Origin of the sequence: Aeromonas sp. 95A, assembly GCF_051919235.1 — a bacterium.
In the GTDB taxonomy this organism is placed as follows: domain Bacteria; phylum Pseudomonadota; class Gammaproteobacteria; order Enterobacterales; family Aeromonadaceae; genus Aeromonas; species Aeromonas veronii.
The window spans coordinates 1592186-1614687 of the sequence record NZ_JBQBFC010000001.1; the positions used below are offsets into that span (position 1 = coordinate 1592186).

General features: G+C 58.2%; 22 protein-coding genes and 1 pseudogene. 2 read left to right on the forward strand and 21 right to left on the reverse strand.

From position 1 onward, the window contains the following. The 19 genes from flhA to ACTG2U_RS07070 form a co-directional block, all read right to left on the reverse strand. Positions 1 to 2103 carry a flagellar biosynthesis protein FlhA gene (flhA, locus tag ACTG2U_RS06980; RefSeq protein ID WP_005353675.1) on the reverse strand — a complete coding sequence of 701 codons (2103 nt, stop codon included), beginning with the start codon at positions 2101 to 2103 and terminating at the stop codon, positions 1 to 3. A gap of 107 nt (positions 2104 to 2210) precedes the next feature. Beyond that, positions 2211 to 3341 (reverse strand): flagellar biosynthesis protein FlhB, encoded by a 1131-nt coding sequence (gene flhB, locus ACTG2U_RS06985; protein WP_021229880.1) that lies wholly within the window; start codon positions 3339 to 3341, stop codon positions 2211 to 2213. Continuing rightward, the gene (gene fliR / locus ACTG2U_RS06990) at positions 3334 to 4131 is read right to left on the reverse strand and encodes a flagellar biosynthetic protein FliR (protein WP_416004147.1); all 798 of its coding nucleotides are present in this window, start codon (positions 4129 to 4131) and stop codon (positions 3334 to 3336) included. Before fliR ends, flhB begins: the two co-directional genes overlap by 8 nt. Further along, positions 4128 to 4397 (reverse strand): flagellar biosynthesis protein FliQ, encoded by a 270-nt coding sequence (gene fliQ, locus ACTG2U_RS06995; protein ID WP_076491417.1) that lies wholly within the window; start codon positions 4395 to 4397, stop codon positions 4128 to 4130. Before fliQ ends, fliR begins: the two co-directional genes overlap by 4 nt. Positions 4398 to 4424: 27 nt before the next feature. Then, positions 4425 to 5198, reverse strand: coding sequence for a flagellar type III secretion system pore protein FliP (gene fliP, locus ACTG2U_RS07000; RefSeq protein ID WP_005334729.1), 774 nt, complete (start codon positions 5196 to 5198; stop codon positions 4425 to 4427). Further along, positions 5185 to 5565, reverse strand: a complete 381-nt coding sequence (gene fliO / locus ACTG2U_RS07005; RefSeq protein ID WP_005362049.1) for a flagellar biosynthetic protein FliO — start codon at positions 5563 to 5565, stop codon at positions 5185 to 5187. The genes fliP and fliO overlap by 14 nt, the downstream gene beginning before the upstream one ends. Then, complete coding sequence (gene fliN / locus ACTG2U_RS07010; protein WP_005298791.1) at positions 5562 to 5954, reverse strand: flagellar motor switch protein FliN; 393 nt, start codon at positions 5952 to 5954, stop codon at positions 5562 to 5564. Before fliN ends, fliO begins: the two co-directional genes overlap by 4 nt. Positions 5955 to 6003: 49 nt before the next feature. Continuing rightward, a complete protein-coding gene (gene fliM / locus ACTG2U_RS07015) occupies positions 6004 to 7074 on the reverse strand; it encodes a flagellar motor switch protein FliM (protein ID WP_005334736.1) in 1071 nt (356 codons plus the stop codon). 7 nt (positions 7075 to 7081) lie between these two features. Continuing rightward, the gene (fliL, locus tag ACTG2U_RS07020; RefSeq protein WP_005334744.1) at positions 7082 to 7597 is read right to left on the reverse strand and encodes a flagellar basal body-associated protein FliL; all 516 of its coding nucleotides are present in this window, start codon (positions 7595 to 7597) and stop codon (positions 7082 to 7084) included. A 57-nt stretch (positions 7598 to 7654) separates the two neighbouring features. After that, positions 7655 to 9802, reverse strand: coding sequence for a flagellar hook-length control protein FliK (locus ACTG2U_RS07025; RefSeq protein ID WP_439974276.1), 2148 nt, complete (start codon positions 9800 to 9802; stop codon positions 7655 to 7657). Positions 9803 to 9869: 67 nt separating this feature from the next. Continuing rightward, the gene (gene fliJ / locus ACTG2U_RS07030) at positions 9870 to 10310 is read right to left on the reverse strand and encodes a flagellar export protein FliJ (protein WP_439974277.1); all 441 of its coding nucleotides are present in this window, start codon (positions 10308 to 10310) and stop codon (positions 9870 to 9872) included. A gap of 27 nt (positions 10311 to 10337) precedes the next feature. Then, entirely contained in the window at positions 10338 to 11669 is a 1332-nt protein-coding gene (gene fliI / locus ACTG2U_RS07035) for a flagellar protein export ATPase FliI (protein ID WP_005334747.1), read from the reverse strand. Positions 11670 to 11721: 52 nt separating this feature from the next. Next, positions 11722 to 12546, reverse strand: a complete 825-nt coding sequence (gene fliH / locus ACTG2U_RS07040) for a flagellar assembly protein FliH (RefSeq protein WP_429013756.1) — start codon at positions 12544 to 12546, stop codon at positions 11722 to 11724. A gap of 68 nt (positions 12547 to 12614) precedes the next feature. Further along, the gene (gene fliG / locus ACTG2U_RS07045; RefSeq protein WP_005334749.1) at positions 12615 to 13676 is read right to left on the reverse strand and encodes a flagellar motor switch protein FliG; all 1062 of its coding nucleotides are present in this window, start codon (positions 13674 to 13676) and stop codon (positions 12615 to 12617) included. Then, on the reverse strand, positions 13669 to 15378 hold the full coding sequence (fliF, locus tag ACTG2U_RS07050) for a flagellar basal-body MS-ring/collar protein FliF (RefSeq protein ID WP_429013762.1): 1710 nt from the start codon (positions 15376 to 15378) through the stop codon (positions 13669 to 13671). Before fliF ends, fliG begins: the two co-directional genes overlap by 8 nt. Positions 15379 to 15440: 62 nt before the next feature. Continuing rightward, on the reverse strand, positions 15441 to 15758 hold the full coding sequence (gene fliE / locus ACTG2U_RS07055) for a flagellar hook-basal body complex protein FliE (protein ID WP_005353687.1): 318 nt from the start codon (positions 15756 to 15758) through the stop codon (positions 15441 to 15443). A 179-nt stretch (positions 15759 to 15937) separates the two neighbouring features. After that, a complete protein-coding gene (befA, locus tag ACTG2U_RS07060) occupies positions 15938 to 16714 on the reverse strand; it encodes a beta cell expansion factor BefA (protein ID WP_069555618.1) in 777 nt (258 codons plus the stop codon). A gap of 213 nt (positions 16715 to 16927) precedes the next feature. Continuing rightward, the gene (gene pyk, locus ACTG2U_RS07065; RefSeq protein WP_005353698.1) at positions 16928 to 18367 is read right to left on the reverse strand and encodes a pyruvate kinase; all 1440 of its coding nucleotides are present in this window, start codon (positions 18365 to 18367) and stop codon (positions 16928 to 16930) included. A gap of 163 nt (positions 18368 to 18530) precedes the next feature. Next, entirely contained in the window at positions 18531 to 19385 is an 855-nt protein-coding gene (locus ACTG2U_RS07070) for a MurR/RpiR family transcriptional regulator (protein WP_005334759.1), read from the reverse strand. Positions 19386 to 19732: 347 nt separating this feature from the next. On the opposite strand from ACTG2U_RS07070, the pseudogene glk reads away from it, so the two are divergent. Next, positions 19733 to 20704 (forward strand): annotated as a pseudogene (glk, locus tag ACTG2U_RS07075) (glucokinase); the annotation flags it as partial. A gap of 204 nt (positions 20705 to 20908) precedes the next feature. Here glk and ACTG2U_RS07080 read toward each other — a convergent pair. After that, complete coding sequence (locus tag ACTG2U_RS07080; RefSeq protein WP_005334766.1) at positions 20909 to 21409, reverse strand: SRPBCC family protein; 501 nt, start codon at positions 21407 to 21409, stop codon at positions 20909 to 20911. A 160-nt stretch (positions 21410 to 21569) separates the two neighbouring features. On the opposite strand from ACTG2U_RS07080, the gene ACTG2U_RS07085 reads away from it, so the two are divergent. Continuing rightward, the gene (locus ACTG2U_RS07085; RefSeq protein WP_158109532.1) at positions 21570 to 21989 is read left to right on the forward strand and encodes a GNAT family N-acetyltransferase; all 420 of its coding nucleotides are present in this window, start codon (positions 21570 to 21572) and stop codon (positions 21987 to 21989) included. Here the strand turns inward: ACTG2U_RS07085 and ACTG2U_RS07090 are convergent. Beyond that, complete coding sequence (locus ACTG2U_RS07090) at positions 21979 to 22497, reverse strand: hypothetical protein (protein ID WP_439974278.1); 519 nt, start codon at positions 22495 to 22497, stop codon at positions 21979 to 21981. The two genes, ACTG2U_RS07085 and ACTG2U_RS07090, sit on opposite strands and share 11 nt — an antisense overlap. Positions 22498 to 22502 lie beyond the last annotated feature (5 nt).

Sequence of the window (22502 nt, forward strand, 5' to 3'; positions counted from 1 at the left end):
CTAGTTCTGCCCTACCGCACTGACGATGCGGATCTGCTTGTCGTCGGGCACTTCCTGATAAGACAGAACGCGCAATCCAGGAATGGCATTCTTGACAAATTTCGCCAGGGTATTGCGCAAGATCCCCGATGTCAGAAGCACGGCCGGTTGGCCTTCCAATTCTTGTCGTTGAGTGGCTTCCACCAGCGAACGCTGCATCCGCTCAGCCAGACCCGGTTCAATACCGGCACCATCACCACCACCTGCCTGCAAGGATTGATGCAATATACGTTCCAATTCCGGCGCCAAGGTAATCACCGGCAACTCGGGATCCGGGCCTGCAATCTCCTGCACAATCAGGCGACGCAGGGCAATCCGGCAAGCGGCCGTTAGCACTTCCGGATCCGGACTGCGCGGCGCGTATTCAACCAGGGTCTGCAGGATAGTGCGCATATCGCGGATTGGCACGCCTTCATTGAGCAAATTCTGCAATACCTTCACAAGGTTACCCATGCTGATCACTTCCGGCACCAGCCCTTCGACCAGCTTGCTCTGATGTTTGCCAATCATGTCGAGCAGCTGTTGTACCTCGTCATGACCCAGCAACAGAGCCGCATGGTTGGTCAGGATCTGGCTCAGATGGGTAGCCACCACGGTCGCGGTATCCACTACCGTATACCCCAGCGTCTGTGCCTGAGAGACCATCTCCTTGGCAACCCAGACCGCTTCCAGCCCGAAGGCGGGATCCCGGGTCGCTATCCCCTGGATCTGGCCGAACACCTGCCCCGGATTGATGGCCATCTCCTTATCATGGTAGACATTGGCCTCGCCGGTACTGACCCCCATCAAGGTGATGCGGTATTGGTTTGGCGCCAGATCCAGGTTGTCGCGAATGTGGACGGCCGGGACCAGAAAGCCCAGCTCTTGCGAGAGTTTCTTGCGCACCCCTTTGATCCGGTTGAGCAGTTCGCCCCCCTGATTGCGATCCACCAGCGGGATCAGTTGATAACCCACTTCAAGCCCGATGATGTCCACCGGCATCACATCGTCCCAGCTCAGCTCTTTCTGCTCATGAGGTTGTTCGGCAGTGGCCGGCAGCAACTCACCCTTGGCCGCTTTGGCGGCCGCCAGTTTCTCGCGGCGCAGCAACCACCAGGCGCCAGCGGCGGCAAGAGCCCCCAGACTCAGGAAGGCAAAATGCGGCATCCCCGGCACCAGTCCCATCATCAGTAGAATCCCGGCAGAGATGATCAGCGCCTTGGGATTGTCAAACAGCTGACCCAGCACCGCGGTTCCCATATCCTGATCGGTATTCTGACGGGTCACTATGATGGCTGCTGCAATTGAGAGCAGCAGGGAGGGGATCTGCGCCACCAGACCGTCACCGATGGCCAACAGGGTATAGATCTCGGCCGATTCGCTGAAGGTCAGCTGGTGCTGCATCATCCCGATGATGAAGCCGCCGATGATGTTGATAAAGAGGATCATGATACCCGCAATGGCATCCCCTTTGACGAATTTGGAGGCACCATCCATGGAGCCGTAGAAGTCAGCTTCCTGGGTTACATCCTGACGACGCTTCTTCGCCTCTTCCTGATTGATAAGGCCGGCGTTCAAATCGGCATCGATGGCCATCTGTTTGCCCGGCATCGCATCAAGGGTAAAACGGGCACTCACTTCCGCGATCCGCCCGGCACCCTTGGTAATGACCACAAAGTTGATGATCATCAGGATGGTAAAAACGATGATGCCGACCGCATAGTTGCCGCCGATCACCACGTTACCGAATGCCTCGATCACATGACCGGCCGCCGCACTACCATTGTGACCTTCCAGCAACACCACCCGGGTCGAGGCAACGTTCAACGCTAACCGCAGCAAGGTAGCGAGCAGCAGTACGGTCGGGAAGGCAGCAAATTCGAGGGGGCGGCGAGTATAGACGGATACCAGCAGCACCACGATGGAGAGAGCAATGTTGAAGGAGAAGAGCACATCCAGCATCAACGGCGGGATGGGCAACACCACCATGCCGAGCGCGGCCAATACCAGCAGAGGGGTTCCAAGGCCTTTGCCCAAAACTCCCCGGTACTCTTTGAACTGGCCCAATACTGCCTTGAATTCCATCGCGCTTCTCAATTTCAACCTGCTGGTGCCAGATTAAAGCAAACATCAAGCCAACAATACAAGGCTTTGAAATTCAATGGATTTATTTTGACTACGTCAGAACTTTGTCATTTGCGATATTCCGTCGGGATGGGTAGATCTTTAGCCAGCGGCTGGGGACGGCGCCCCTGACCACGACGGAATTTCTTGAGCTGGAAGACATAGGCGAGCACCTGGGCAACCGCCGCAAACAGCCCTTCCGGGATCTCGTGGCCCAGCTCGGTTGAGTGGTAAATAGCCCGGGTCAAAGCTGGTGACGGCATGATGGGGATCTCGTACTCTCTGGCGATCTCCCTGATCTTCATTGCAATTTCATCGGTGCCCTTGGCCACGACCTTGGGCGCGGCACCGGGTTTGCCCGCATCATACTTGAGCGCTACCGAGTAATGGGTCGGGTTGGTGATCACCACATCGGCCTTGGGTACATCCCCCATCATCCGGCGCATCGCCATCTGCATCTGCAACTGACGGATCTTGCCCTTTACCTCGGGCTTGCCTTCGCTGTCCTTGAACTCGTCCTTGACCTCCTGTTTGGTCATCTTGAGCTGACGCATGTGGTTCCACTGCTGGAACGGCACATCGATGGCCACGATGGGGAGCAGGGCACAGCAGAGGATGATCAACATCCAGAGAAACAGCTCCAGCGCATCGATAATACCGCCGGGAAATCCCTCCATAGAGAGGTTGAGCAGGTGATTGAACTGGCTGGATAACATCCACCAGGCAAACAGGGTGATGAACACCACCTTGGCGATAGATTTGACCAGCTCGATCAGCGACTGCACCCCGAACATCCGCTTGATGCCGCTGAGCGGACTCAGTTTACTGAACTTGGGCATCATGGCTTCGGTGGAGAAGTTCATTCCTCCCATCAGGGTGTTGCCGATAAAGGCGGCAATCGCCACCAGAGCGAACAACAGCCCCAGCGGAAGCACCAGTTCCCCCAGCAGCGCCGGCACCATGGCGATCATGGCATTGGGATCAAAAGCCTGCTCCCTGTCCAGGGTAAAGCCCATGGTAACGACCTTGACCATGGCGGTCGCCAGCGAGCCCTTGAACATCAACAGGCCAAATACCGCCGAGAGCAGAACACAGGCGGTCCCCAACTCTTTTGAACGTGCAATCTGCCCTTTTTCACGGGCCTGTTGCAGTCGTTTGCCCGTGGGTTGTTCGGTACGTTCCTGGTCGGTATCAGCCATGAGCGCCCCCGAAGCACTGGGTGTTGATCAGCTCGCAGCTGACCTCCTGCACCCGCTCCCACATGATGTCGAAGTGGCCGAGGAACCCGCCGATAGTGAGCCAGAGGATCAGCAGACCTGACATCATGCTGACCGAAAAACCGATACTGAAAATGTTGAGCTGCGGCGCCGCCCGGGTCATGACGCCAAAGGCGAAGTTGATTAGCAGCAAGGCAACGATGGCAGAAAGGGCCATCACCAGTGAAGCCTGATACATCACACCGAGAAAACCGATCAGGGTACGGATGGCCGGTAAAGTGAGCCCTGAGTCCGACACCGGCAAGGTCTCAAAACTGAGGATCACCAGCCGCAGCATCACCAGATGACCATCCAGCGCCAGAAACACCAGGGTCGCCAGCATCAGATAAAACTGACCCACCACTGGTGCCGACTGGCCATTCATCGGATCCACCAGGGTGGCAAAACCGAGGCTGGTCTGCATGGCGATGACCTGACCGGCCATCACGAAGCTCTCCATCAGAAACTGGGTCATCAGGCCGAGGGCAATTCCGATCAGCAGTTGCTGGCCCAATACCAGAAAGCTGCCGGCAGAGAAGAGCTCGATAGGGGGCATTTTCGGAAGCAGCGGGGCAATCAGAAAGGTGATAGCAAGAACCAGCCCCATCCGTACCCGCGCAGGAGCAAGGCGGCTGCCGAACACCGCCATCACCATCAGCAGACTGCTCACCCGCGCCAGCGGCCAGAGGATGGAAGACAACCACTCCATGATCAGAGCGGTTGTGTAGGTCATCCCACCACCTCGGGGATTTGATTCACCATCAGTATGAAGAAGTCCATCAGACTCTGCAGACCCCAGTGAGCACCAGCACCCAGCGCAAACAGTGTCACGATGAGACGAGGCAGAAAGCTCAGGGTCTGTTCGTTGATGGAGGTGGCCGCCTGAAAAATGGCTACCACCAGCCCGATAGCGAGGCTGGGCAGAATCACGGCTGTCACCATAATGGTAACTAGCCAGAGCGCCTCGCGAAAGACGTCGATAAAGGTTTCAGGACTCATGTTCGGGGGCTCCTTGCACTCGACCGACTAACCGGCACCCAGTCCGAAACTGTTGGCCAACGACCCCAGAATGAGGTTCCAGCCATCCACCATCACGAACAGCATCAGCTTGAAAGGCAGCGAAACGATCATCGGCGAGAGCATCATCATCCCCATCGCCATCAGGATACTGGCGACCACCAGATCGATGACCAGGAACGGCAGGAACAGCATAAAACCAATCTGGAAGGCGGTCTTCAGCTCGCTGGTGACAAACGCCGGGATCAGCACCCGTAGCGGCACATCGGCAGGTTTCTCCACCTGCACGTTGGCGATCTCCATAAAGGTGTTGAGATCCTTGATCCGGGTCTGGGCCAGCATGAACTGGTGGATGGGCAACTCGGCCCGCTCCAGCGCCTCCTTTGCCTGAATGGTCTCGGCCAGATAGGGCTGCAACGCCTCATCATTGATGCGATCCAGCACCGGCGACATGATGAAGAACGACATGAACAGGGCGATGCCGATCAACACCTGGTTGGAAGGACTCTGCTGCAGACCTATCGCCTGACGCAAGATACCCAACACCACAATGATGCGGGTAAACGAGGTCATCATGATCACCATGGCCGGCAAGAAGGAGAGCGCGGTCATCAGCGCCAGCACTTGCAGGGTCAGGCTGTACTCCTGAGAGCCATCCCCCATGGTCTTGACGGTCACCGCCGACATGGCGTCCTGTGCCAACGCAGGCCAAGAGCAAAACAGTGGTATCAGCAGGCTGACCAACAGCCCCGTTTTCAGCCATAAGCCGTTAGCTTTTTTCATGCTTGCCCATCAATTTGCCAAGCTGCTGGGAAAACGCCTGTGGCTGGTTTTCATCCAGCGGCTCCTCCAGCCGGTAGAGAAAATTGACCTGCTGCGGTGTTACGCCGACCAGCAGTTGCTGTTCGCCCACCTTGACCACCAGCAGCTTCTCTTTGTAACCCACCGGCAACGAGGCGATGACCCGCATCTGGCCGCCCCCCATGGCGGTCGCCAGCTTGCTCTTCTTGAGCAGAAAGCCCAGCACCAGAATGAGACCAATCACCATCAGACTGGAGAGCAACCAGGAGCTCAGACTAGGCACGTTGGCAGATGCCGCTGTCTCGGCAAAGGCCGGAACAGGCAGCAATAACAACAGGAGGCGCATCATTTAAGCTTCTTGATCCGTTCAATCTGGCTGATGACGTCAGTCAGGCGGATACCGAACTTGTCGTTCACCACAACCACCTCGCCGTGAGCGATCAGGGTACCGTTGACCAATACATCCAGCGGCTCGCCTGCAACACGATCCAGCTCCACCACCGAGCCCTGGTTCAGCTGCAACAGGTTGCGGATGCTAATCTGGCTGCGGCCCACCTCCATGGCGATAGTGACCGGAATATCGAGAATGGTGTCGAGCTTGCGACGCTCCTCGGCACTGATGGGGGCATCATCTTTCAACTCTTCCAGCGGAGCTGGCTTGGCTTCCGCCGTCACCTGCTCCTCCAGAGCCGCAGCCCAGGCATCAGCCATCAGATCCTCTTCCTCAGTTCCGCTCATCTTGTTTCCTTATGCTACTTCGTGACCGTTTACCGTAATAAACCGTCAATTATCGCTGTTGATCTTCGATACTGCGCTCGAGCTCTTCCAGCTCGGCCTCGCCATCAATTCGTACCCCGCCCCGGGTCACCAGATGCATCTCCGTCTTGACCCCTTCCGGACGTTTGAGCTTGTCGGTGATCTTGAGCGCCACATTATCCTTGGTACGGCCCATCTTGGCGTGGAAAGTGGGTAAGTCCTCGACAAAGACCAGCAAATTTTCCGGCATATCGACCGGAATGATATCGCCAGGTCGCAGCTCCATCAGCTCACGCAGGGTGAGTTCGGTCTCCAGCAGCTTGGCGCGCAGCTCCACCTTGACGTCCATGATCTCGTCACGCAGCGCCTTGCTCCAGCGTACGTCGGTATCCCCCTTGTCACTCTGCACACCGGCGTCCAGCAGCTCGCGGATCGGTTCCAGCATGGAATAAGGCATCGCCACGTGGAAGTCGCCGCCGCCACCATCGAGCTCGATGTGGAACGAGCTGACCACGATCACCTCGGTCGGGCTGACGATGTTGGCCATCGCAGGGTTCACTTCGGAGTCGAGATACTCGAACCCCACATCCATCACCGGCGCCCAGGCATCCTTGTAATCCTCAAACACCAGTTTGAGCAGCATCTGGATAATGCGCCGCTCGGTCGGCGTGAACTCGCGCCCCTCAATCTTGGCGTGATAACGGCCATCGCCACCGAAGAAGTTCTCCACCAGAATGAAGACCAGTCGGGCCTCCATGGTGATGAGCGCCGTCCCCTTGAGCGGGCGGAAGCGCACCATGTTGAGACTGGTCGGCACAAACAGGGTATGAACATACTCGCCAAACTTGAGCATCTGCACCCCGTTGATGGAGACCTCGGCGGTACGACGCATCATGTTGAACAGACTGATCCGCATATGGCGGGCGAAACGCTCATTCACCAGCTCCAGCGTCGGCATGCGACCACGGACGATGCGGTCCTGGGAGGAGAAGTCAAACTGGGCTACGCCGGGGTCTCCAGCGCCGCCTATCTCTTCCTCTTCGACATCATCGACACCGTGCAAGAGGGCATCAATTTCGTCCTGACTTAACAGATCGCTCACGCTTCACCTACTGCATTACAAAGCCGGTAAACAGCACTTGTTCGATAACGGGGGAAGAGACCAGGTCCTTGAGCACCCGACGGCACTCTTCCAGTGAATCCTTGCGCAGCTTCTCCTTGCCTTCAAAGGTCATCAGCTGTTCGGCACTGGCTGCGCTGAATACCCGCAGCAAGGTGCCTTCAATCAGGGGGATATTCTGTTTGGCCAGCGTCTCGTCGGCGGTACCGCGCACCATCAGCTGGATCTTGATCTGCACCAGTCGATCTCGCTGGGCACCTGCAACGTTGAAGACAAAGGGGCGCGGCATACCGACATAGAGGGAAGGTTTAGGCGCTTCCTCCTTGGGTGCGGCCTCGGCACCTTCCGCCGCTTCAGCAGGCGGTTTATCGGAGCCGGAGAGCATCAGAAAGGCGCCAGCACCACCACCGCCCAGCAAAATAACCGCCAGGGCAATGATAATGATCAGCTTCTTTTTCTTGCCCGCAGCCGGGTCTTTTAGCGTCAACTCGTTATCGTCAGCCATCCCTTGTCCACCCTAGTCTCAAACTTGTTCGATATCATAAACTTACTCGGGATTGCATCAAGCATAGAAATCAATTCCGGAACCGTTTGTCGATTCCACCAGCAAACTGGGGTTGGAAGTGGTGAGTTCCCCTTCAACCAGCCCGTTACCGGACCGCGACTGACCACTACTCTGCCCCTGCCCGTTAAAGGTGGGCTGGCCCTGTTGCTGCTGTTGCTGCGACTGCTGCTGCACCTGCGTCTGACCAAGCTGGATCCCCTGCCCTGCCAGCATGTCACGCAGCCGAGGCATCGCCTGCTCCAGCATCTCGCGGGTCTGTCCATGTTGTACCACAAAATGGACGTTGGCCTGGCTGTCAGCTCCCATCTGGATCTGGATCTTCATCTTGCCAAGGCCGAGTGGGTCGAGCTGAATTTCCGCCTGTTGCAGTTTTTCGGCCAGCATCACATTGACCTTCTGGTGCAATTCGGCAGGTGCTTCCTGACTGGCCAGCTTCAAATGGGGTAAATTCTGCGGCTCACGGCGCAGCGTCGTCTCAGCGGCGGGCGCCCGGCTATCGGCTACCTGTGGCTGAGTCTGGCTGTTCTGGCCATGCTGAACGGTCTGGCTCGGGCTGCTCTCACTGTTAGATGTCGTCGCAACCAGGCTCTTCTCCGCCTCACCGGCCTTCGGTTTTACCTCAAGCGAAACCGCTTTGCGCACCTCGTCGGTGCCGGTCACTTCCATCTGCTTGATGCCGGCTGAAATGGTCGACAGCGGCGCTTGCGGCCCCTGAGATTCAGCCTGTGCCAACACCTGCTGCGGCGCCACCATCACGGGAGCGGCAGCGTTATCGGTCGGAGTCGTCGCATTTGTCGTCACGCGGCCCTGGGCTGCGGCACTTTCTGCGGCACTTTGCGCCGTCGCCACGGGCGCCGAACCTTGATTAGCGGCGGTGGCTGGCTGCAGGCTTCCCTCGGCAGCACTCTTTTCTGCCCCCTTGCCAGCTACCCCACTTCCATCCGCAGTTGCTGAAGTGGTTGCAGCGCCCGCCTCAGACTGCTTGAGCCCCTCGCTGAAGGCCTTGAGCGCAGCCCCCTGAGTCGCGGCTTGCGTCGCCTGCCCCTTGTTAGTCAAAGCATTACTGGCGGCGAGATCGGATTTGCTGTCGCCCCTCTCTTTTTCTGTTAATAGCTCTTCCTGTTTAACGGTAAGCAATTCGTCAATCTGATTCCCCTTAGCCCTGCTATTGCCCGCACTTTTATGACCATCATGCCCCTCTACGGTAGCTGAAAGCCCCTCGCTGAAGGCCTTGAGCGCAGCCCCCTGAGTCGCAGCTTGCGTCGCCTGCCCCTTGTTAGTCAAAGCATTGCTGGCGGCGAGATCGGATTTGCTGTCGCCAGCCTCTTTTGCAGCGAGTGACTCAGCGGATTTGGCGGTGCTTGCCGACTCATCGACCGGCAGCACCTTGGCCAGCTGGGCCATCCGCTCTGCCCCCGTGAGGGGCTTGGTGTGCTTGCCATCTGCTCCGAGGGTTTCGCCCTTGGCAGAGGCTTTCTCCCCGGTCTGCTCATCCGCAGTAGTGGCGGCATCTTCACCTTCAGAGGAGAGAACGGCAGCAGACGCATCGCCCTTCGCCACCACTCGCGCCGCGGAAGACGATACGGTGGTTTCTGGAGTCGAGTTGGCGGTCGTCGCCAGCGGCGACTGCGCCCCGGTCTGACCGGCAAGCTGTTGGGCAATCCTGGCAGCGGCAGGAGTCTGCTCGCTTTCATCAAGCGCAATCCCCTCCAGCTCACCCTCTTGCGGCAACGGATTGCCGTCTATCGCAGTGGCGCTCTGTTGGGCAGCCACCGCCAGCTGGGGCGTCACTAGCGAGGTATCGAGCTTGAGGGAGTCTTGCAGGCGCAGCAGAAAGTCGGTGGCAGGGACCTCCTCCACCTTGTTGTCGGCGTCAGGATCCTGCTCCTTGCCGGTCTCCTCTTTGGGAGAGGCGCTCTCGGTCGCCAAAGATTTGGCTGATCGGACATGGTTACCGCCCTGAGTGGCCTCGGCGGCGCCCTGTTCGCTGTTCCGGGCCTTGGCAATCAGGGTGGCGAAATCCCCCTTGCTGTCGCTGCCGGTTCCCCCATCGATACTTTTGCTCTCGACGGAACCGCTCAGAGGCGCTTTGTCCAACCCGTTGGCCGCAGCCGAAGGCGTTTGTGTCAACAGTGTCTGCATCATGATGGGATCCCTGAATTCTGGTGGCCCCCAAAGAGATGGCCGCCGACAATGTCCATATCAAAGCAAGTTACAGGCCAGATTGATGAAAGCGTCGCAACATGGCGTACTCATCCAGCATCTTCTGCTCCTGACGCTGGGCTTTCTGCTGCTCGCGGCTCGCTTGCTTCTCCAGCAACAGCTCCACCGCCTTGCGCCGCTGCTGAGCAGCCAGCCATTCTTCACGGCGTTGTTCCAGCGCCTGACGCACCTGCAACATCCCTTCGTACTGCTGGGTCGCTGCCTGTTCGAGCTTGTTGATAAAGGCGTGATACTGGGTGTTTTGCTGGGGTGAAATCCCCTGCAGGCCGCGATCGGTCCACTGCTGGTGATAGATCTGGCGGTACTGGTTGAGGGCATTTTGCTGATCCATGAACAGCTTGAGATCCTGCTGCGCCTTCACCAGTGCCAGCGCACACTGCTGCTCCGCTTCCACCAGCCGATCGGCCAACAATACCAACCCTTTACTCATCGTCGACCTCTCTGTTACCGACCATCATCAGCGCATCAATGGCATAGCCACCATCTGCAAGGCTTGCAGGCCATCATCGTAGTGAATGACCTCGCGCATCCCCTGCTGCAAGAACTGATCCAGATAGGGTTTTTGAATGATGGCGCGGTCAATACGAGGATCGGAACCCTGACTGTAGGCACCGATGGTGATGAGATCCCGGTTCTGCTGATAGAGGGAGTAGAACTGCTTGAGGGTGCGCGCCAGATCCATATGTTCCGGCGAGGTCACCATGGGCATGACCCGGCTGATGGACTTCTCGATGTCGATAGCCGGATAGTGGCCCGCATCGGCCAGCTCGCGCGACAACACTATGTGGCCATCGAGGATCGCCCGCGCCGCATCGGCAATGGGATCTTGCAGGTCATCCCCCTCGGTCAGGACGGTGAAGAAGGCGGTGATGGAGCCCTGGCCGTCACTGCCGTTACCCGCCCGCTCCACCAGCGCCGGTAATTTGGCAAATACCGAGGGCGGATAACCCTTGGTCGCTGGCGGCTCGCCCACCGCCAGCGCAATCTCACGCTGGGCCTGGGCATAACGGGTCAGTGAATCCATCAAGAGCAGCACATTAAGCCCCTGATCGCGGAAATACTCGGCGATGGCCAGCGCCGTTTCACACCCCTTTAGCCGCATCAGCGGCGAGGCATCAGCGGGAGCCGCTACCACCACGGAGCGGGCACGCCCCTCCTCGCCCAGAATGTCTTCAATAAACTCTTTCACTTCCCGGCCCCGTTCACCGATGAGGCCGACCACCACCACATCCGCCACCGAGCCGCGGGTCATCATGCCCAGCAGCACCGATTTGCCGACACCGGAACCGGCAAACAGCCCCATCCGCTGGCCCTGACCCACCGTCAGCACGGCGTTGATGGCACGCACCCCCACGTCCATCGGCTGATGGATCGGGCGGCGAGAGAGCGGGTTGATGCGGTGCTGGGCAAACTGCACGGTCTGGGAGGATAGAATGGGGCCGAGCCCATCGAGTGGCTGGCCGATGCCATCGATGACCCGACCAAGCAGGTTCATACCAACCGGAATGCCGTGCTCTTCGGTGATGGGCACCACCCGGGCACCGGGGATCACCCCCTTGAGCTGCTCGCTCGGCATCAGATAGAGGCGATCGCCAGAAAAACCGACCACTTCAGCCTCCAGCGTCCCATCAAGGGTATCGATGCGGCAGAGGGCACCGATAGCTGCGCGACAGCCGATGGCTTCGAGGGTCAGCCCCACCACCCGGGTCAATTTGCCGGCGACCGGCGGTTTGGGGGCACTGTCGCGTACCTTGTACCCTTGCAACCGGTTCAGTAGCGAGCCACTCATCTGGCCTCCTGAGAGCTAAAAAGTGCAGCCGGACGGCAACGTCCGGCATCGGTTATGGGCGTGAGTCCGGCGAAGCCGGTTTCTGCGACGCATTGTCCCGCAAGAAGTTGCGCAGCAACTGATCGATGCGCGCGGAGAGGGTCAAATCGATGCTGGAGAGCTCGGTAGCCAGTTGCAGATCGCCGGGGGAGAGGGTGGGATCGCTCTGCAATCGCCAGTGGCGCTTGGCACACTCTTCGGCGCCAAATGCCTGTTCGATTCGCGCGATATCGTCGGGATGCAACATCAGAGTCACCCCCTGCTCGGCGGCGGGCAGCAAAGCCAGCCCCTCTTTGAGCGCCTCCAGCAAAATGCGAGGAGAGGTCTCCGCTTCGTGACGAATAAGCGCGCGGGCCAGTTGCATCACCAACGAGACCAACTGCTGCTCCACCGCATGATCCAGCTCGTTAAGCGGATTAGCAAGGCGGGCGGCGAGCCCCTGCCAGTGGGCGATCTCCTGCTCCACCAGCTCGCGGCCCATAGCCAGCCCCTCCTCGCGCCCCTGTTCGAGACCGGCAGAGTGGCCCTGTTGCAATCCTTCCAGCTTGCCCTCTTCCATTCCCTTGGCATAACCGGACTCGCGCCCCTCGGCCATCCCCTCTTCCCAGGCGGCCTGACGGATCGCTTCAAGCTCTTCGGCGGTGATGCTGGGGGCCGGCTCCTGTTCGGGCTCCGGCTCCACCACCTCCTCTTCCTGCTGATACCAGTCAGGGGCCAGGCCGAGGGCATTGGTGGGCGCTCCCGCCTCTACCTCGACCTCCATCTCGGGCCAGCCCCAAGTCTCAACCCGGGCATCATCGCCCTCGGGGCGCACATACCCACGCAGTTTGTTGTTCATGCTTTGCGCGGCTCCTCACCACTGCCTGATGCGGAGTTGGCATCGCAATTCGGTTTATGGGCCATGGCTTAGAGGAACTCCTCGCCGCCACCGGCGCCCAGCATGATCTCGCCAGCATCCGCCAGACGACGGGCGATGGAGAGGATCTCTTTCTGGGCAGCCTCCACTTCGGAGACCCGGATCGGCCCCATGGCCTCCAGATCGTCCGCCAGCATTTCGGCCGCACGTTTGGACATGTTCTTGAATATCTTCTCGCGCATCTGATCGTCGGAGCCCTTGAGGGCGCGTTGCAGCAGATCCCCAGGCACTTCCCGCAGCATGGTCTGGATGCCGCGATCGTCCACATCGATGAGGTTTTCGAACACGAACATCAAATCCTGGATCTGCTGGCTCATCTCTTCGTCCGACTCGCGGATGGAGTCCATCAGCTGTCCTTCGATGTTGGTATCCAGGTAGTTCATGATGTTGGCGGCTGCCTTCAGGCCGCCCATCTTAGCTGCCTGGGCACCGGCCGCACCGGCGAACTGTTTCTCCATGATGTCGTTCAACTCTTGCAATGCCGCCGGTTGTACCTCTTCGAGGTTGGCGATACGCATCACCAGATCGAGGCGCACCTGCTCCGGGAACTGGCTCAGGATCTCGGCGGATTGCTCCGGCTCCAGATAGGAGAGCACGATAGTCTGGATCTGCGGGTGTTCGTTCTGGATGATGCTGGCCACCTGACGGGCATCCATCCACTTGAGCGAATCGAGACCGCGGGCGCCGGAACCGAGAATGATCTGGTCCACCAGATTGCTCGCCTTGTCCTCGCCAAGGGCCGCCACCAACGCCTTGCGCACAAAGTCTTCGCTGCCGATACCGATGTTGGTGTACTTCTGGATATCGTCGATGAATTGACGGTGCACCGCCGCCACCCGATCGTGACTGAAGTCGGACATGGAGGCCATCGACATACCGAGCCGCTGCACCTGCTTGGGCTCGAGATGACGGAAGATCTGGGCGGCATCCTCTTCATTGAGGCTCAGCATCAACACCGCAGCCATCTCCATTCCCGACATCTGGTCGAGGATCTGGCGCTGACTGTCGGTGATGTCATTGCCGGTGACTTGACTCTTCTTTTCTTCAGGCATCTTTGTTCGTTACCCATTCTTTAATGACCTGAGCGGCCAGATCCGGCTCGTTCGCCACCAGCGCACGGACCGCCTTGAGCAAGTCTTCATCACGGTGCAGATCCGGCAGTTTAAGCTGGCCATCGCGGACACCAAATACCTGATCGTTCTCGACTTGTGCTGACAGCAGACTCAACTCGTCATCGCCACCCAGTACGGTGTGGTTGTCGAAATCCACTTCCCCTTCCGGTTTGGCATCCGGATAGAGCAGTCGCTTGAGCATGGGGCGAACCACGGTAACGATCAAGACGATGATCACCAGTACCGAGGCGGCGATGCGCACCGCACGCCAGAACCAGGGCTGATCGTAGAGCGGCACCTCGGCCACAGTATCCAGCTCTGGACGATTGAACGGAATCGCGACCACCTCAAGGGTATCACCACGGGTCACATCAAAGCCAAGGCCACCGCTCAGCAAACGACGCAATGTATCGAGTTCCGCCTGGGTGCGCGCCTCACGGGTCACGGCCCCGTCGGCACCTGGCACCGCTTTGTAATCCACCGCAACCGAGACGGTCATGCGGCGAATGCCACCCATCTGGCGACGGGTATGGCTGACGGTAGTATCCAGTTCGAAGTTGCGAGTCGCCTCTTTGCGGGAACGGCCCGAAGCGGCAGCGCCGGCACCATCACCACCGGTCGCCTCCTCGGGAATATTGGAGGCGGCAGGGGGCTGGTTGGAGAGCGCGCCGGGAACACCACCATTGCTGCCGCTGGCGCTGTTCTCTTCCATGGTCATTTCGGAGCGCACTGCAGGCAGATCCGGGTTGTAAGTCTTGCGGGTTTGCTCTTGCTGAGAGAAGTCGAGGGAGAGATCCACTTCCGCCGTATAGTTGTCGGCACCCAGCACCGGGATCAGGATGGCGTCAATTTTTTGTTTGTACTCCATCTCCTGCTTCTGCTGCATGGCAAACTCTTTGCGAGTCTGGGCCGAGATCGGGTCTTGCGAGCCGGAGTTGAGCAGGCGGCCATTCTGGTCGGTGACGGTGACACGAGTCGGTTCGAGGCCGTGTACCGCAGAGGCAACCATATCGACGATAGAGTCCACCTCCCCCTGCCCCAGCGCCGCCCCTTTCAGGTTGAGTACCACGGTGGCACTGGGTTTGCGTTCGTTGCGGGCAAACACGTTGTCTTTCGGGATAGCCAGCAGCACCTGGGCCTTGGCCACATTCTGGAACTGCTCGATGGCGCTCGCCAGCTGGCGCTCGCGGCTCAGCTTCAGACGTTCGCTCTCCATCCGCTGGCTGACGCCGAAACTGGAATCTTTGAGCAGGATATCTTCACCACCGATGCTGCTATCGGTGGCATTGGCAAGACCGGCACGGGTCAGGGCCAGCTGGATAGTGGGGTAGCTTTCGGCGTTGACCAGCACGCTCTTGCCATCCACCTCGTAGGGGATCTTCTGCTGATCGAGGAAATCGAGAGTCTTAACCAGCTCCTGGGTGGTGTAGGTGCCGAGGGGACGCATGTCCGGCTCCTTGCCCCACAGCAGGATAAACACCGCAATGGCCAGACAGATGGCAAGCCCCAGGATCAGGGTGATTTGCCGCAGCACATCGGTGTTGGACAGGAAGCCCAGCGCCGAACTCTTCTGCTCATTTTCATCGAGGGCGGCGGTGCCCTCATCGTTTATCAGCAGATCGCCGTTTTGGTCAGTAGCCACGATTTATGTCCTTATTGCTGACATGTTCATGATGTTCAGTCGTCATGGTTTATTGGCGTCGCTTATACCGGCATGTTCATGATGGTTTTGTAGGCATCGACCATCTTGTTGCGCACCTGTACCGTGGCTTCAAAGGCGATAGACGATTTTTGGCCCGCAATCATCACCTCGGCCAGATCCACCGACTTGTCGCCCATGTCGAAACGGGTACGCAGGTCATTGGCGGCCCCTTGCAGCTCGTTGACGTTGCCAAGCGCCTGTTGCAGCAGCAGACCAAAGTCGGAGGTTACCTGACGACCGGGTTGTGCCAGCGGTGTTGCGCCTGCTTCGATCTTGAGCGCCTGCATCTCTTGCATCAGGCTGCTTGCACTAATTTCCATTTTCCATCCCCAGACAAATCATTGACGCTGTCATGCAACAAGCAATTAGAGTGCCAATCAGATAAACATCATGCTAGGCAAGGGGTATTACGGGGTCATCAGCAGGATAAAATGTGTAAAAAACGAGCTCTACTGCCGGTAGTGGAACCTTGGTACGTAACCGGCAGAGGCGGGTCACCTTATTGAGTCAAGTCCTTGTCAATCCAGTACTTGGAGCCGGAAATATTGGCATCGAGCAGCAGGCCCTTCTCGCCAATCTGGTAGATCGCCATGCCGCCATTGTATTTGGCGGTCAGCTCAGCGCTCTCCTTGCCGGCCACCACGCCCACTTCGGAGGTGGCTTCCCACCCCTGGGTCACGAAGGCATCGAATCTGGCCTTGTCTTCAAACAGGATCACCTGCTGATAGAACTTGCCGCCAATCCCGGCCGCCAGACCCGCACCAAACATCTTCATATAGGTGTGCTTGCCGGTTTTGCGATTGACCGCCACCCCGGCCCCCTGATTGGTATGCAGCATCAGGGAGAACTTGCGCGAATCGAACACTGCATAGCCATAAGCCTTGTCAAACAACAACTTGGCTGATGGCTGCTCGTTGAACAACCGGATCAGCGCAGTGTCGGCCATGGTATTGAGCGCGATCCTCGCCTCTTTCGCCGTCTTGGGGTTGAGCATCTCGTTGAGCTCCTTGTCGGCCGCCTTCAGCCACTCCTTGCCGGTCGCGATGCTCTTGTCGGTCCAGACCCCGGCGGTATTGAAGGCATCCTCCCCCCAGGCCGAGATGGAAGCCCAGCTCTTTTTGGAAAAATCGCTGACATCCTGCCACACCTCCTTGCTGGTCTCGCTCACTGCCGCTCCGAGATCGGACGCTGCGGCCTTGAGCTTGGCCCAGTCGGCATAACAGGGTGAGAAGGCCAGACTCAGTGACAGGGCCAGCAACCAGTTACGCTTGTTCATTTTTTCACTCCCGTATTGTCGAGTGTCTGGGTTACCTGGGGCGATCACCTACAACAGGCTACCCGGTCAAAATCACTCCCGCATTATCGGAAGGGGAATCCGGTTAAGCAATCATTGAGTCCTGTTTATCCCGCCACAGCACGACAGCGGTTAACAAAAAGGCTGCTCATCAAAGAGGAGCAGCCTTGTTAAGCACAGTAAAACCGGACGGGCTTATTCGACCATCATCACCTTGCAGGTGTTGGTACTACCCACGGTTTCCATCTTGTCACCGTGAGTCAGCAGCACCATGTCACCGCTCTGCAACAGCCCCTTATCCTTGAGCACAGCCAGCGCGTCGCGGCACACTTCGTAGACCGGTTTGGTCTCGTCACCATCAAACATCACCGGAGTGACGCCACGGTAGAGGTTGGTCCAGGCCAGGGTCTTGTTGTGGGGAGACATGGCGAAGATCGGCAGACCGGAGCTGATACGGGACATCAGCAGCGGCGTGGTGCCGGACTCGGTCAACGCCACGATCGCCTTGACCCCTTCCAGGTGGTTGGCCGCGTACATGGTGGACATGGCCACCGCCTCTTCTACCGAGGTGAAGGTGTAGCTCATGCGGTGGTTGGAGACGTTCAGGCTCGGGTGCTTCTCGGCACCGACACATACGCTCGCCATGGAGGTCACGGTCTCGATGGGGAACTGACCGGCAGCAGTCTCGGCAGAGAGCATCACCGCATCGGTACCATCCAGCACGGCGTTGGCCACGTCCATGACCTCTGCACGAGTCGGCAGCGGCGCATTGATCATCGATTCCATCATCTGGGTCGCGGTGATCACCACACGGTTGAGACGACGGGAGTGGCGGATCAGCTTCTTCTGTACGCCAACCAGCTCGGGGTCACCGATCTCGACACCCAGATCGCCACGGGCAACCATGACGGCGTCGGAGCCGAGGATGATGTCTTCCATCGCCTCATCGGTGGCGACGGTTTCGGCGCGCTCAACCTTGGCCACGATCTTGGCATTGGAACCGGCTTCGCGGGCCAGCTCGCGGGCGTAGCGCAGATCATCGCCACAACGGGGGAAGGAGACTGCCAGATAGTCCACGTTCATACGGGCGGCAGTCTTGATATCTTCCTTGTCTTTCTCGGTCAGGGCCGGAGCGGAGAGCCCCCCCCCTTTCTTGTTGATGCCCTTGTTGTTGGAGAGCGGCCCGGCCACGGTCACCGTGGTGTGAATGCGGGTGCCTTCAACCTGCTCGACCTTCAGCTGTACACGGCCATCGTCCAGCAGCAGGATGTCGCCCTGTACCACATCGTCTGGCAGGCTCTTGTAGTCGATACCGACCTGCTCCTGACAACCTTCACCCTTGCCGAGCGCCGCGTCGAGAATGAACTTGTCACCGATGGCCAGATAGATTTTGCCATCCTTGAAAGTGGAAACACGGATTTTCGGGCCTTGCAGATCACCCATGATGGCGACGTGACGACCGAGCTTGGCAGCAATGTCACGCACCTGATTGGCGCGCAGGATATGGTCTTCAGCAGTGCCGTGAGAGAAGTTCATCCGCACCATGTCGGCCCCGGCGCGGATGATCCCTTCGAGGATCCCTTCGCGGTCGGTAGCCGGACCGAGTGTGGTTACAATCTTTGTACGTCTAGGCATGAAAGACTCCAATATGAAGTTGATATGACTTGAGATTCTGCCCCATCAAGCCCATGGCTCGATGCACCCGTTTGCAAACCATCTGGGTGGTTTTTGTTATTAAATTACAATACTACACCAAGGCGGGTGGCATAGACAGTCGGGGGCCAGAGCCCCCGACGGTTCAGGAAGAGTGCGGGGTTTCGAAGCGGGATTCGCGCAATCCCTCTTTTACTTTCTTCAGATTTTCGCGAAATTTCATCCCCCGGCGCAGGGTAAAACCGGTCGCCAGCACATCCACCAGCGCCAGCTGGGCGATGCGGGATGCCATCGGCATATAGACATCGGTATCTTCCGGCACATCCATGGAGAGCACCAGATTGCACTCGCGGGCCAGCGGGGAGTCCTTGGCGGTCATGCCGATCACGGTGGCGTCGTTCTCGCGGGCCAGCGCGGCGATTTCTACCAGCGCCTTGGTGCGACCGGTGTGGGAGATCAGCACCACTACATCCCCTTCGCTGCTGTTGATGCAGCTCATGCGCATCATGACGATATCGTCAAAGCTCACTACCGGAATGTTGAAGCGAAAGAATTTGTTCTGGGCATCGCGGGCAACGGCGGAGGAGGCACCAAGGCCGAAGAAGCTGATCTTCTTGGACTGGGTCAGGATATCGACGCAGCGGTTGATGGCAGAGATGTCCAGGCTATTTTTGGCGGCATCCAGACAGGCCATGGTGGATTCGAAAATCTTGGCGGTGTAGGTATCCGGCCCATCTTCCGCTTCCACATGACGATTAACGTAAGGGGTGCCATTGGCCAGGCTTTGGGCCAGATGGAGTTTGAAATCAGGAAAGCCCTTGGTATCGAGACGGCGGCAAAAGCGGTTGACGGTCGGTTCACTGACGTCGGCCATCTTGGCCAGAGCGGCGATGCTGGAGTGGATGGCGGTCTGGGGAGACGCCAGGATCACCTCGGCAACCTTGCGTTCTGATTTACTGAAACTTTCCAAGTTGTTCGTAATTTTATCAAGGGTATTCATCATCACCACCAGGCGTTTTTGTAATTTAGCTTCAGTGTCTTTGCACTCAATCTACGGCTAAGCAAGTTTCCATTCAAGCTAAGGACTATACAAGACAAGCGGTTATCGCAACTAACGCCTGCCATACAAAGTATGACTCATCTCTAATTATTTCGTACTTTTCGTTACAAAACGTCACCTAGCCATGAAAGCGCTTACAAATGTTGCAAAGCAACAACACTGTGAGCAGGCGCACGTTTGTATCGATCCGGCGGGTGAGCAAGCCTGAGCTCGGATAGAATGGGCCGTCATAATCCAACAATAATCTCGGGACACCAGAGTCGTCCCCATCCTGTAACGAAGGAGTTGTTATGCAGCATACCCATGCGCTGGTCGGCGATGTCGGCGGCACCAATGCGCGTCTGGCCCTGTGTGAGCTGGCCACCGGTACTATCTCTCAGGCAAAGACCTACTCAGGTCTGGCCCATCCCAGCCTTGAAGCCGTGGTACGCCTCTATCTGGAGGAACACAAGGTTCAGGTGGCTGAAGCCTGCATCGCCATCGCCTGCCCCATCAACGGTGACTGGGTTGCCATGACCAACCACAGCTGGGAGTTCTCCATCAGCGAGATGCAGAGCAATCTCGGGCTGGCACGCCTGCAAGTGATCAACGACTTTACTGCGGTCTCGATGGCTGTGCCGGTATTGGCTGAATCGGATCGCATCCAGCTTGGCGGCGCCGCGCCGGTAGCGGGCAAGCCCATCGCCATCTATGGTGCAGGCACCGGCCTTGGGGTCGCCCATCTGGTCAAGGCGGGTGAGCAGTGGCTGAGCTTACCGGGTGAAGGTGGTCATGTGGATTTTGCTGCCAACACCGAAGAGGAAGATGCGGTGCTGCAAGTAATGCGAGGCGAATTGGGCCATGTCTCGGCAGAGCGTTTCCTCTCCGGCCCGGGTCTGGTCAATCTCTATCGCGGGCTGGTGAAATCCGATGGCCGTGAGCCCGAGCCGTTTGCCCCCAAAGACATTACCGAACGCGCACTGGCCGGGGAGTGCCTCGATTGCCGTCGCACCCTGAGCCTGTTCTGCGTGCTGATGGGCCGCTTTGCCGGCAATCTGGCCCTCAATATGGGCACCTTTGGCGGTGTCTATATCGCAGGTGGCATAGTACCGCGCTTCCAGGAGTTCTTTACCGGTTCCGGTTTCCGGGTCGCCTTTGAAGACAAGGGGCGCTTCAAGTCCTACCTCAAGGAGATCCCGGTGTTTCTGATCACCCATGAAGGGCCGGGGCTGCTCGGTGCGGGCGCTTACTTGCGCCAGTCGATGGGGATCACTATCTGATTTAAGAGGGGAACGAGGCGGGATCATCCATGGTTCAGCCTCGATTCAGTGTGAATGGCATAAAGTAGCCGCACGTAACCAAGAGTGTTGTGCTTCACAAGGAGTGGAAAGCGACTCTCATCCGCTGGATACGTTTGTCACCTGACAAGCCTGAACTGTTTCAACCGGCCTTTTGGCCGGTTTTTTTATGTCTGACATCCGGGATTACTGGGCCAGCGCCTTCAGCTGCGCCTTGTCGGGAGGATTGTTCCAGTCGATGGGGCCGTGGGTAAAACGGTACTGCAACCGTGGCAGGCTGGTCTCCAGCCACTCTTCCCGAAAATAGGCATAACCCTGATCCCAATCCGGATCATTAGCCCAACCGCTCTGGAGGAAGTAGAGGCGAGTACCCTGCCCTTCCGGCACAAAGCGCAGGCAAACCTGGGTCTTTTGCTGGCGGATATGGGGTAGACTGGGCGGGAAATTCCAGCTGAAACTGAGCAAGTCATAGGGCATGACGGCCATGACCCGGCACCCTTCACTGCCACGTTCACCCAGCGGGGCATCAGGCCTGAAGTAGATCTCGAAAGGACCATTCGGTTCGGCCACCATCAAACATTCGGGAGCCAGAAAACTGCGCAGACCGCTTTCGGTAGTCCAGGCGTGCCAGACATCGTCTATGTGCGCCGGAACAAAAATGTTGCCTTCAATCAGTTTATTGTCCATAAATCAGCGATCCTCAAGCCATCCATACAAGGGACTCCGGCAGTATAGCCCCATGGCAAATACAATGGACAGTGCTTAATCACACCCTTGTCATTTGCATCGATTAACCTGCCGCTGTGCAGCTGCCTCAATGAACATTGGCTTGATCCGGGAGGGCATCATGATCCGGCTCATGGAAGAACACGACATTCCCCAACTGGCCCGGCTGTTTTTAAAGAGCCGCCGCCACACCTTTCACTGGGTCGATCCCGCCCGTTTCCAACTCGAGGATTTCGAGGAACAGACCAAAGGTGAACAGGTGTGGGTAGCCGAACAGGGAGGCAATATCTGCGGCTTTATCGCCATCTGGCAGCCCGATCACTTCGTCCATCACCTCTATGTGTCAAGCGACTGGCACGGTCAGGGGATAGGGCGCGCCCTGCTGGAGCGGGCCCTCGCTGATTCGCCGCACGGCTCGCTCAAGGTTGCGACCCGCAACACGGCGGCAGTAGCCTTCTACCATCGGCTGGGCTGGCAAAACAGTGATGAGACAGGCCACTGCGAGGTCACCGGCCCCTGGTGCAAGTTGCTTAGAAGCTAGCGGGATGCCCGGCACCTGCGCTTTGCGGCTGAACAGGCACCAGTGGTGCCGGGGGGAAGAACCAGCGGTAGAGATCGAACCAGCCATCTCGCTGGGCAATCACGACCTCGTGCACCGGATCGCGCTGGAAGATCGCCACCTTGTTTTCAGTCAGCGGCACCCAGGCATAGTTGACCAGCGCATATTGCGACTGGATCAGGTTGTACTCATTGAGATAGGAGTCATCGTTACCCGATTCGTGCAGTTGGGTACGACTGTCGATGAGGTAAACAAGCTGGTTGAAAAAGGTCAGTTGAAAACCGGTCACCCGCCACTTCTCCCTGGTCGCCTCCTCCTCTTCGATCACGGTAATTTTGCCCCAGCGGCACACCCCGTGATAGTTGACTCCATTGGCCGACATTTTCAGGTCGTAATGGCAGCCCAGACTGTTGATAAACATCCCGACCACAAACAGCAGCACGACAAGCAGTGGCAACAGCAGCAAGGTATTTTTCAGCGTTCGTTTCATCAGAG

Bases quoted from the DNA above. Each gene is read 5' to 3' on its own strand.
- flhA (WP_005353675.1), bottom strand. From the start codon at position 2,103: ATGGAATTCAAGGCAGTATTGGGCCAGTTCAAAGAGTACCGGGGAGTT.
- flhB (WP_021229880.1), bottom strand. From the start codon at position 3,341: ATGGCTGATACCGACCAGGAACGTACCGAACAACCCACGGGCAAACGA.
- fliR (WP_416004147.1), bottom strand. From the start codon at position 4,131: ATGACCTACACAACCGCTCTGATCATGGAGTGGTTGTCTTCCATCCTC.
- fliQ (WP_076491417.1), bottom strand. From the start codon at position 4,397: ATGAGTCCTGAAACCTTTATCGACGTCTTTCGCGAGGCGCTCTGGCTA.
- fliP (WP_005334729.1), bottom strand. From the start codon at position 5,198: ATGAAAAAAGCTAACGGCTTATGGCTGAAAACGGGGCTGTTGGTCAGC.
- fliO (WP_005362049.1), bottom strand. From the start codon at position 5,565: ATGATGCGCCTCCTGTTGTTATTGCTGCCTGTTCCGGCCTTTGCCGAG.
- fliN (WP_005298791.1), bottom strand. From the start codon at position 5,954: ATGAGCGGAACTGAGGAAGAGGATCTGATGGCTGATGCCTGGGCTGCG.
- fliL (WP_005334744.1), bottom strand. From the start codon at position 7,597: ATGGCTGACGATAACGAGTTGACGCTAAAAGACCCGGCTGCGGGCAAG.
- ACTG2U_RS07025 (WP_439974276.1), bottom strand. From the start codon at position 9,802: ATGATGCAGACACTGTTGACACAAACGCCTTCGGCTGCGGCCAACGGG.
- fliJ (WP_439974277.1), bottom strand. From the start codon at position 10,310: ATGAGTAAAGGGTTGGTATTGTTGGCCGATCGGCTGGTGGAAGCGGAG.
- fliI (WP_005334747.1), bottom strand. From the start codon at position 11,669: ATGAGTGGCTCGCTACTGAACCGGTTGCAAGGGTACAAGGTACGCGAC.
- fliH (WP_429013756.1), bottom strand. From the start codon at position 12,546: ATGAACAACAAACTGCGTGGGTATGTGCGCCCCGAGGGCGATGATGCC.
- fliG (WP_005334749.1), bottom strand. From the start codon at position 13,676: ATGCCTGAAGAAAAGAAGAGTCAAGTCACCGGCAATGACATCACCGAC.
- fliE (WP_005353687.1), bottom strand. From the start codon at position 15,758: ATGGAAATTAGTGCAAGCAGCCTGATGCAAGAGATGCAGGCGCTCAAG.
- befA (WP_069555618.1), bottom strand. From the start codon at position 16,714: ATGAACAAGCGTAACTGGTTGCTGGCCCTGTCACTGAGTCTGGCCTTC.
- pyk (WP_005353698.1), bottom strand. From the start codon at position 18,367: ATGCCTAGACGTACAAAGATTGTAACCACACTCGGTCCGGCTACCGAC.
- ACTG2U_RS07070 (WP_005334759.1), bottom strand. From the start codon at position 19,385: ATGAATACCCTTGATAAAATTACGAACAACTTGGAAAGTTTCAGTAAA.
- ACTG2U_RS07080 (WP_005334766.1), bottom strand. From the start codon at position 21,409: ATGGACAATAAACTGATTGAAGGCAACATTTTTGTTCCGGCGCACATA.
- ACTG2U_RS07085 (WP_158109532.1), top strand. From the start codon at position 21,570: ATGATCCGGCTCATGGAAGAACACGACATTCCCCAACTGGCCCGGCTG.
- ACTG2U_RS07090 (WP_439974278.1), bottom strand. From the start codon at position 22,497: ATGAAACGAACGCTGAAAAATACCTTGCTGCTGTTGCCACTGCTTGTC.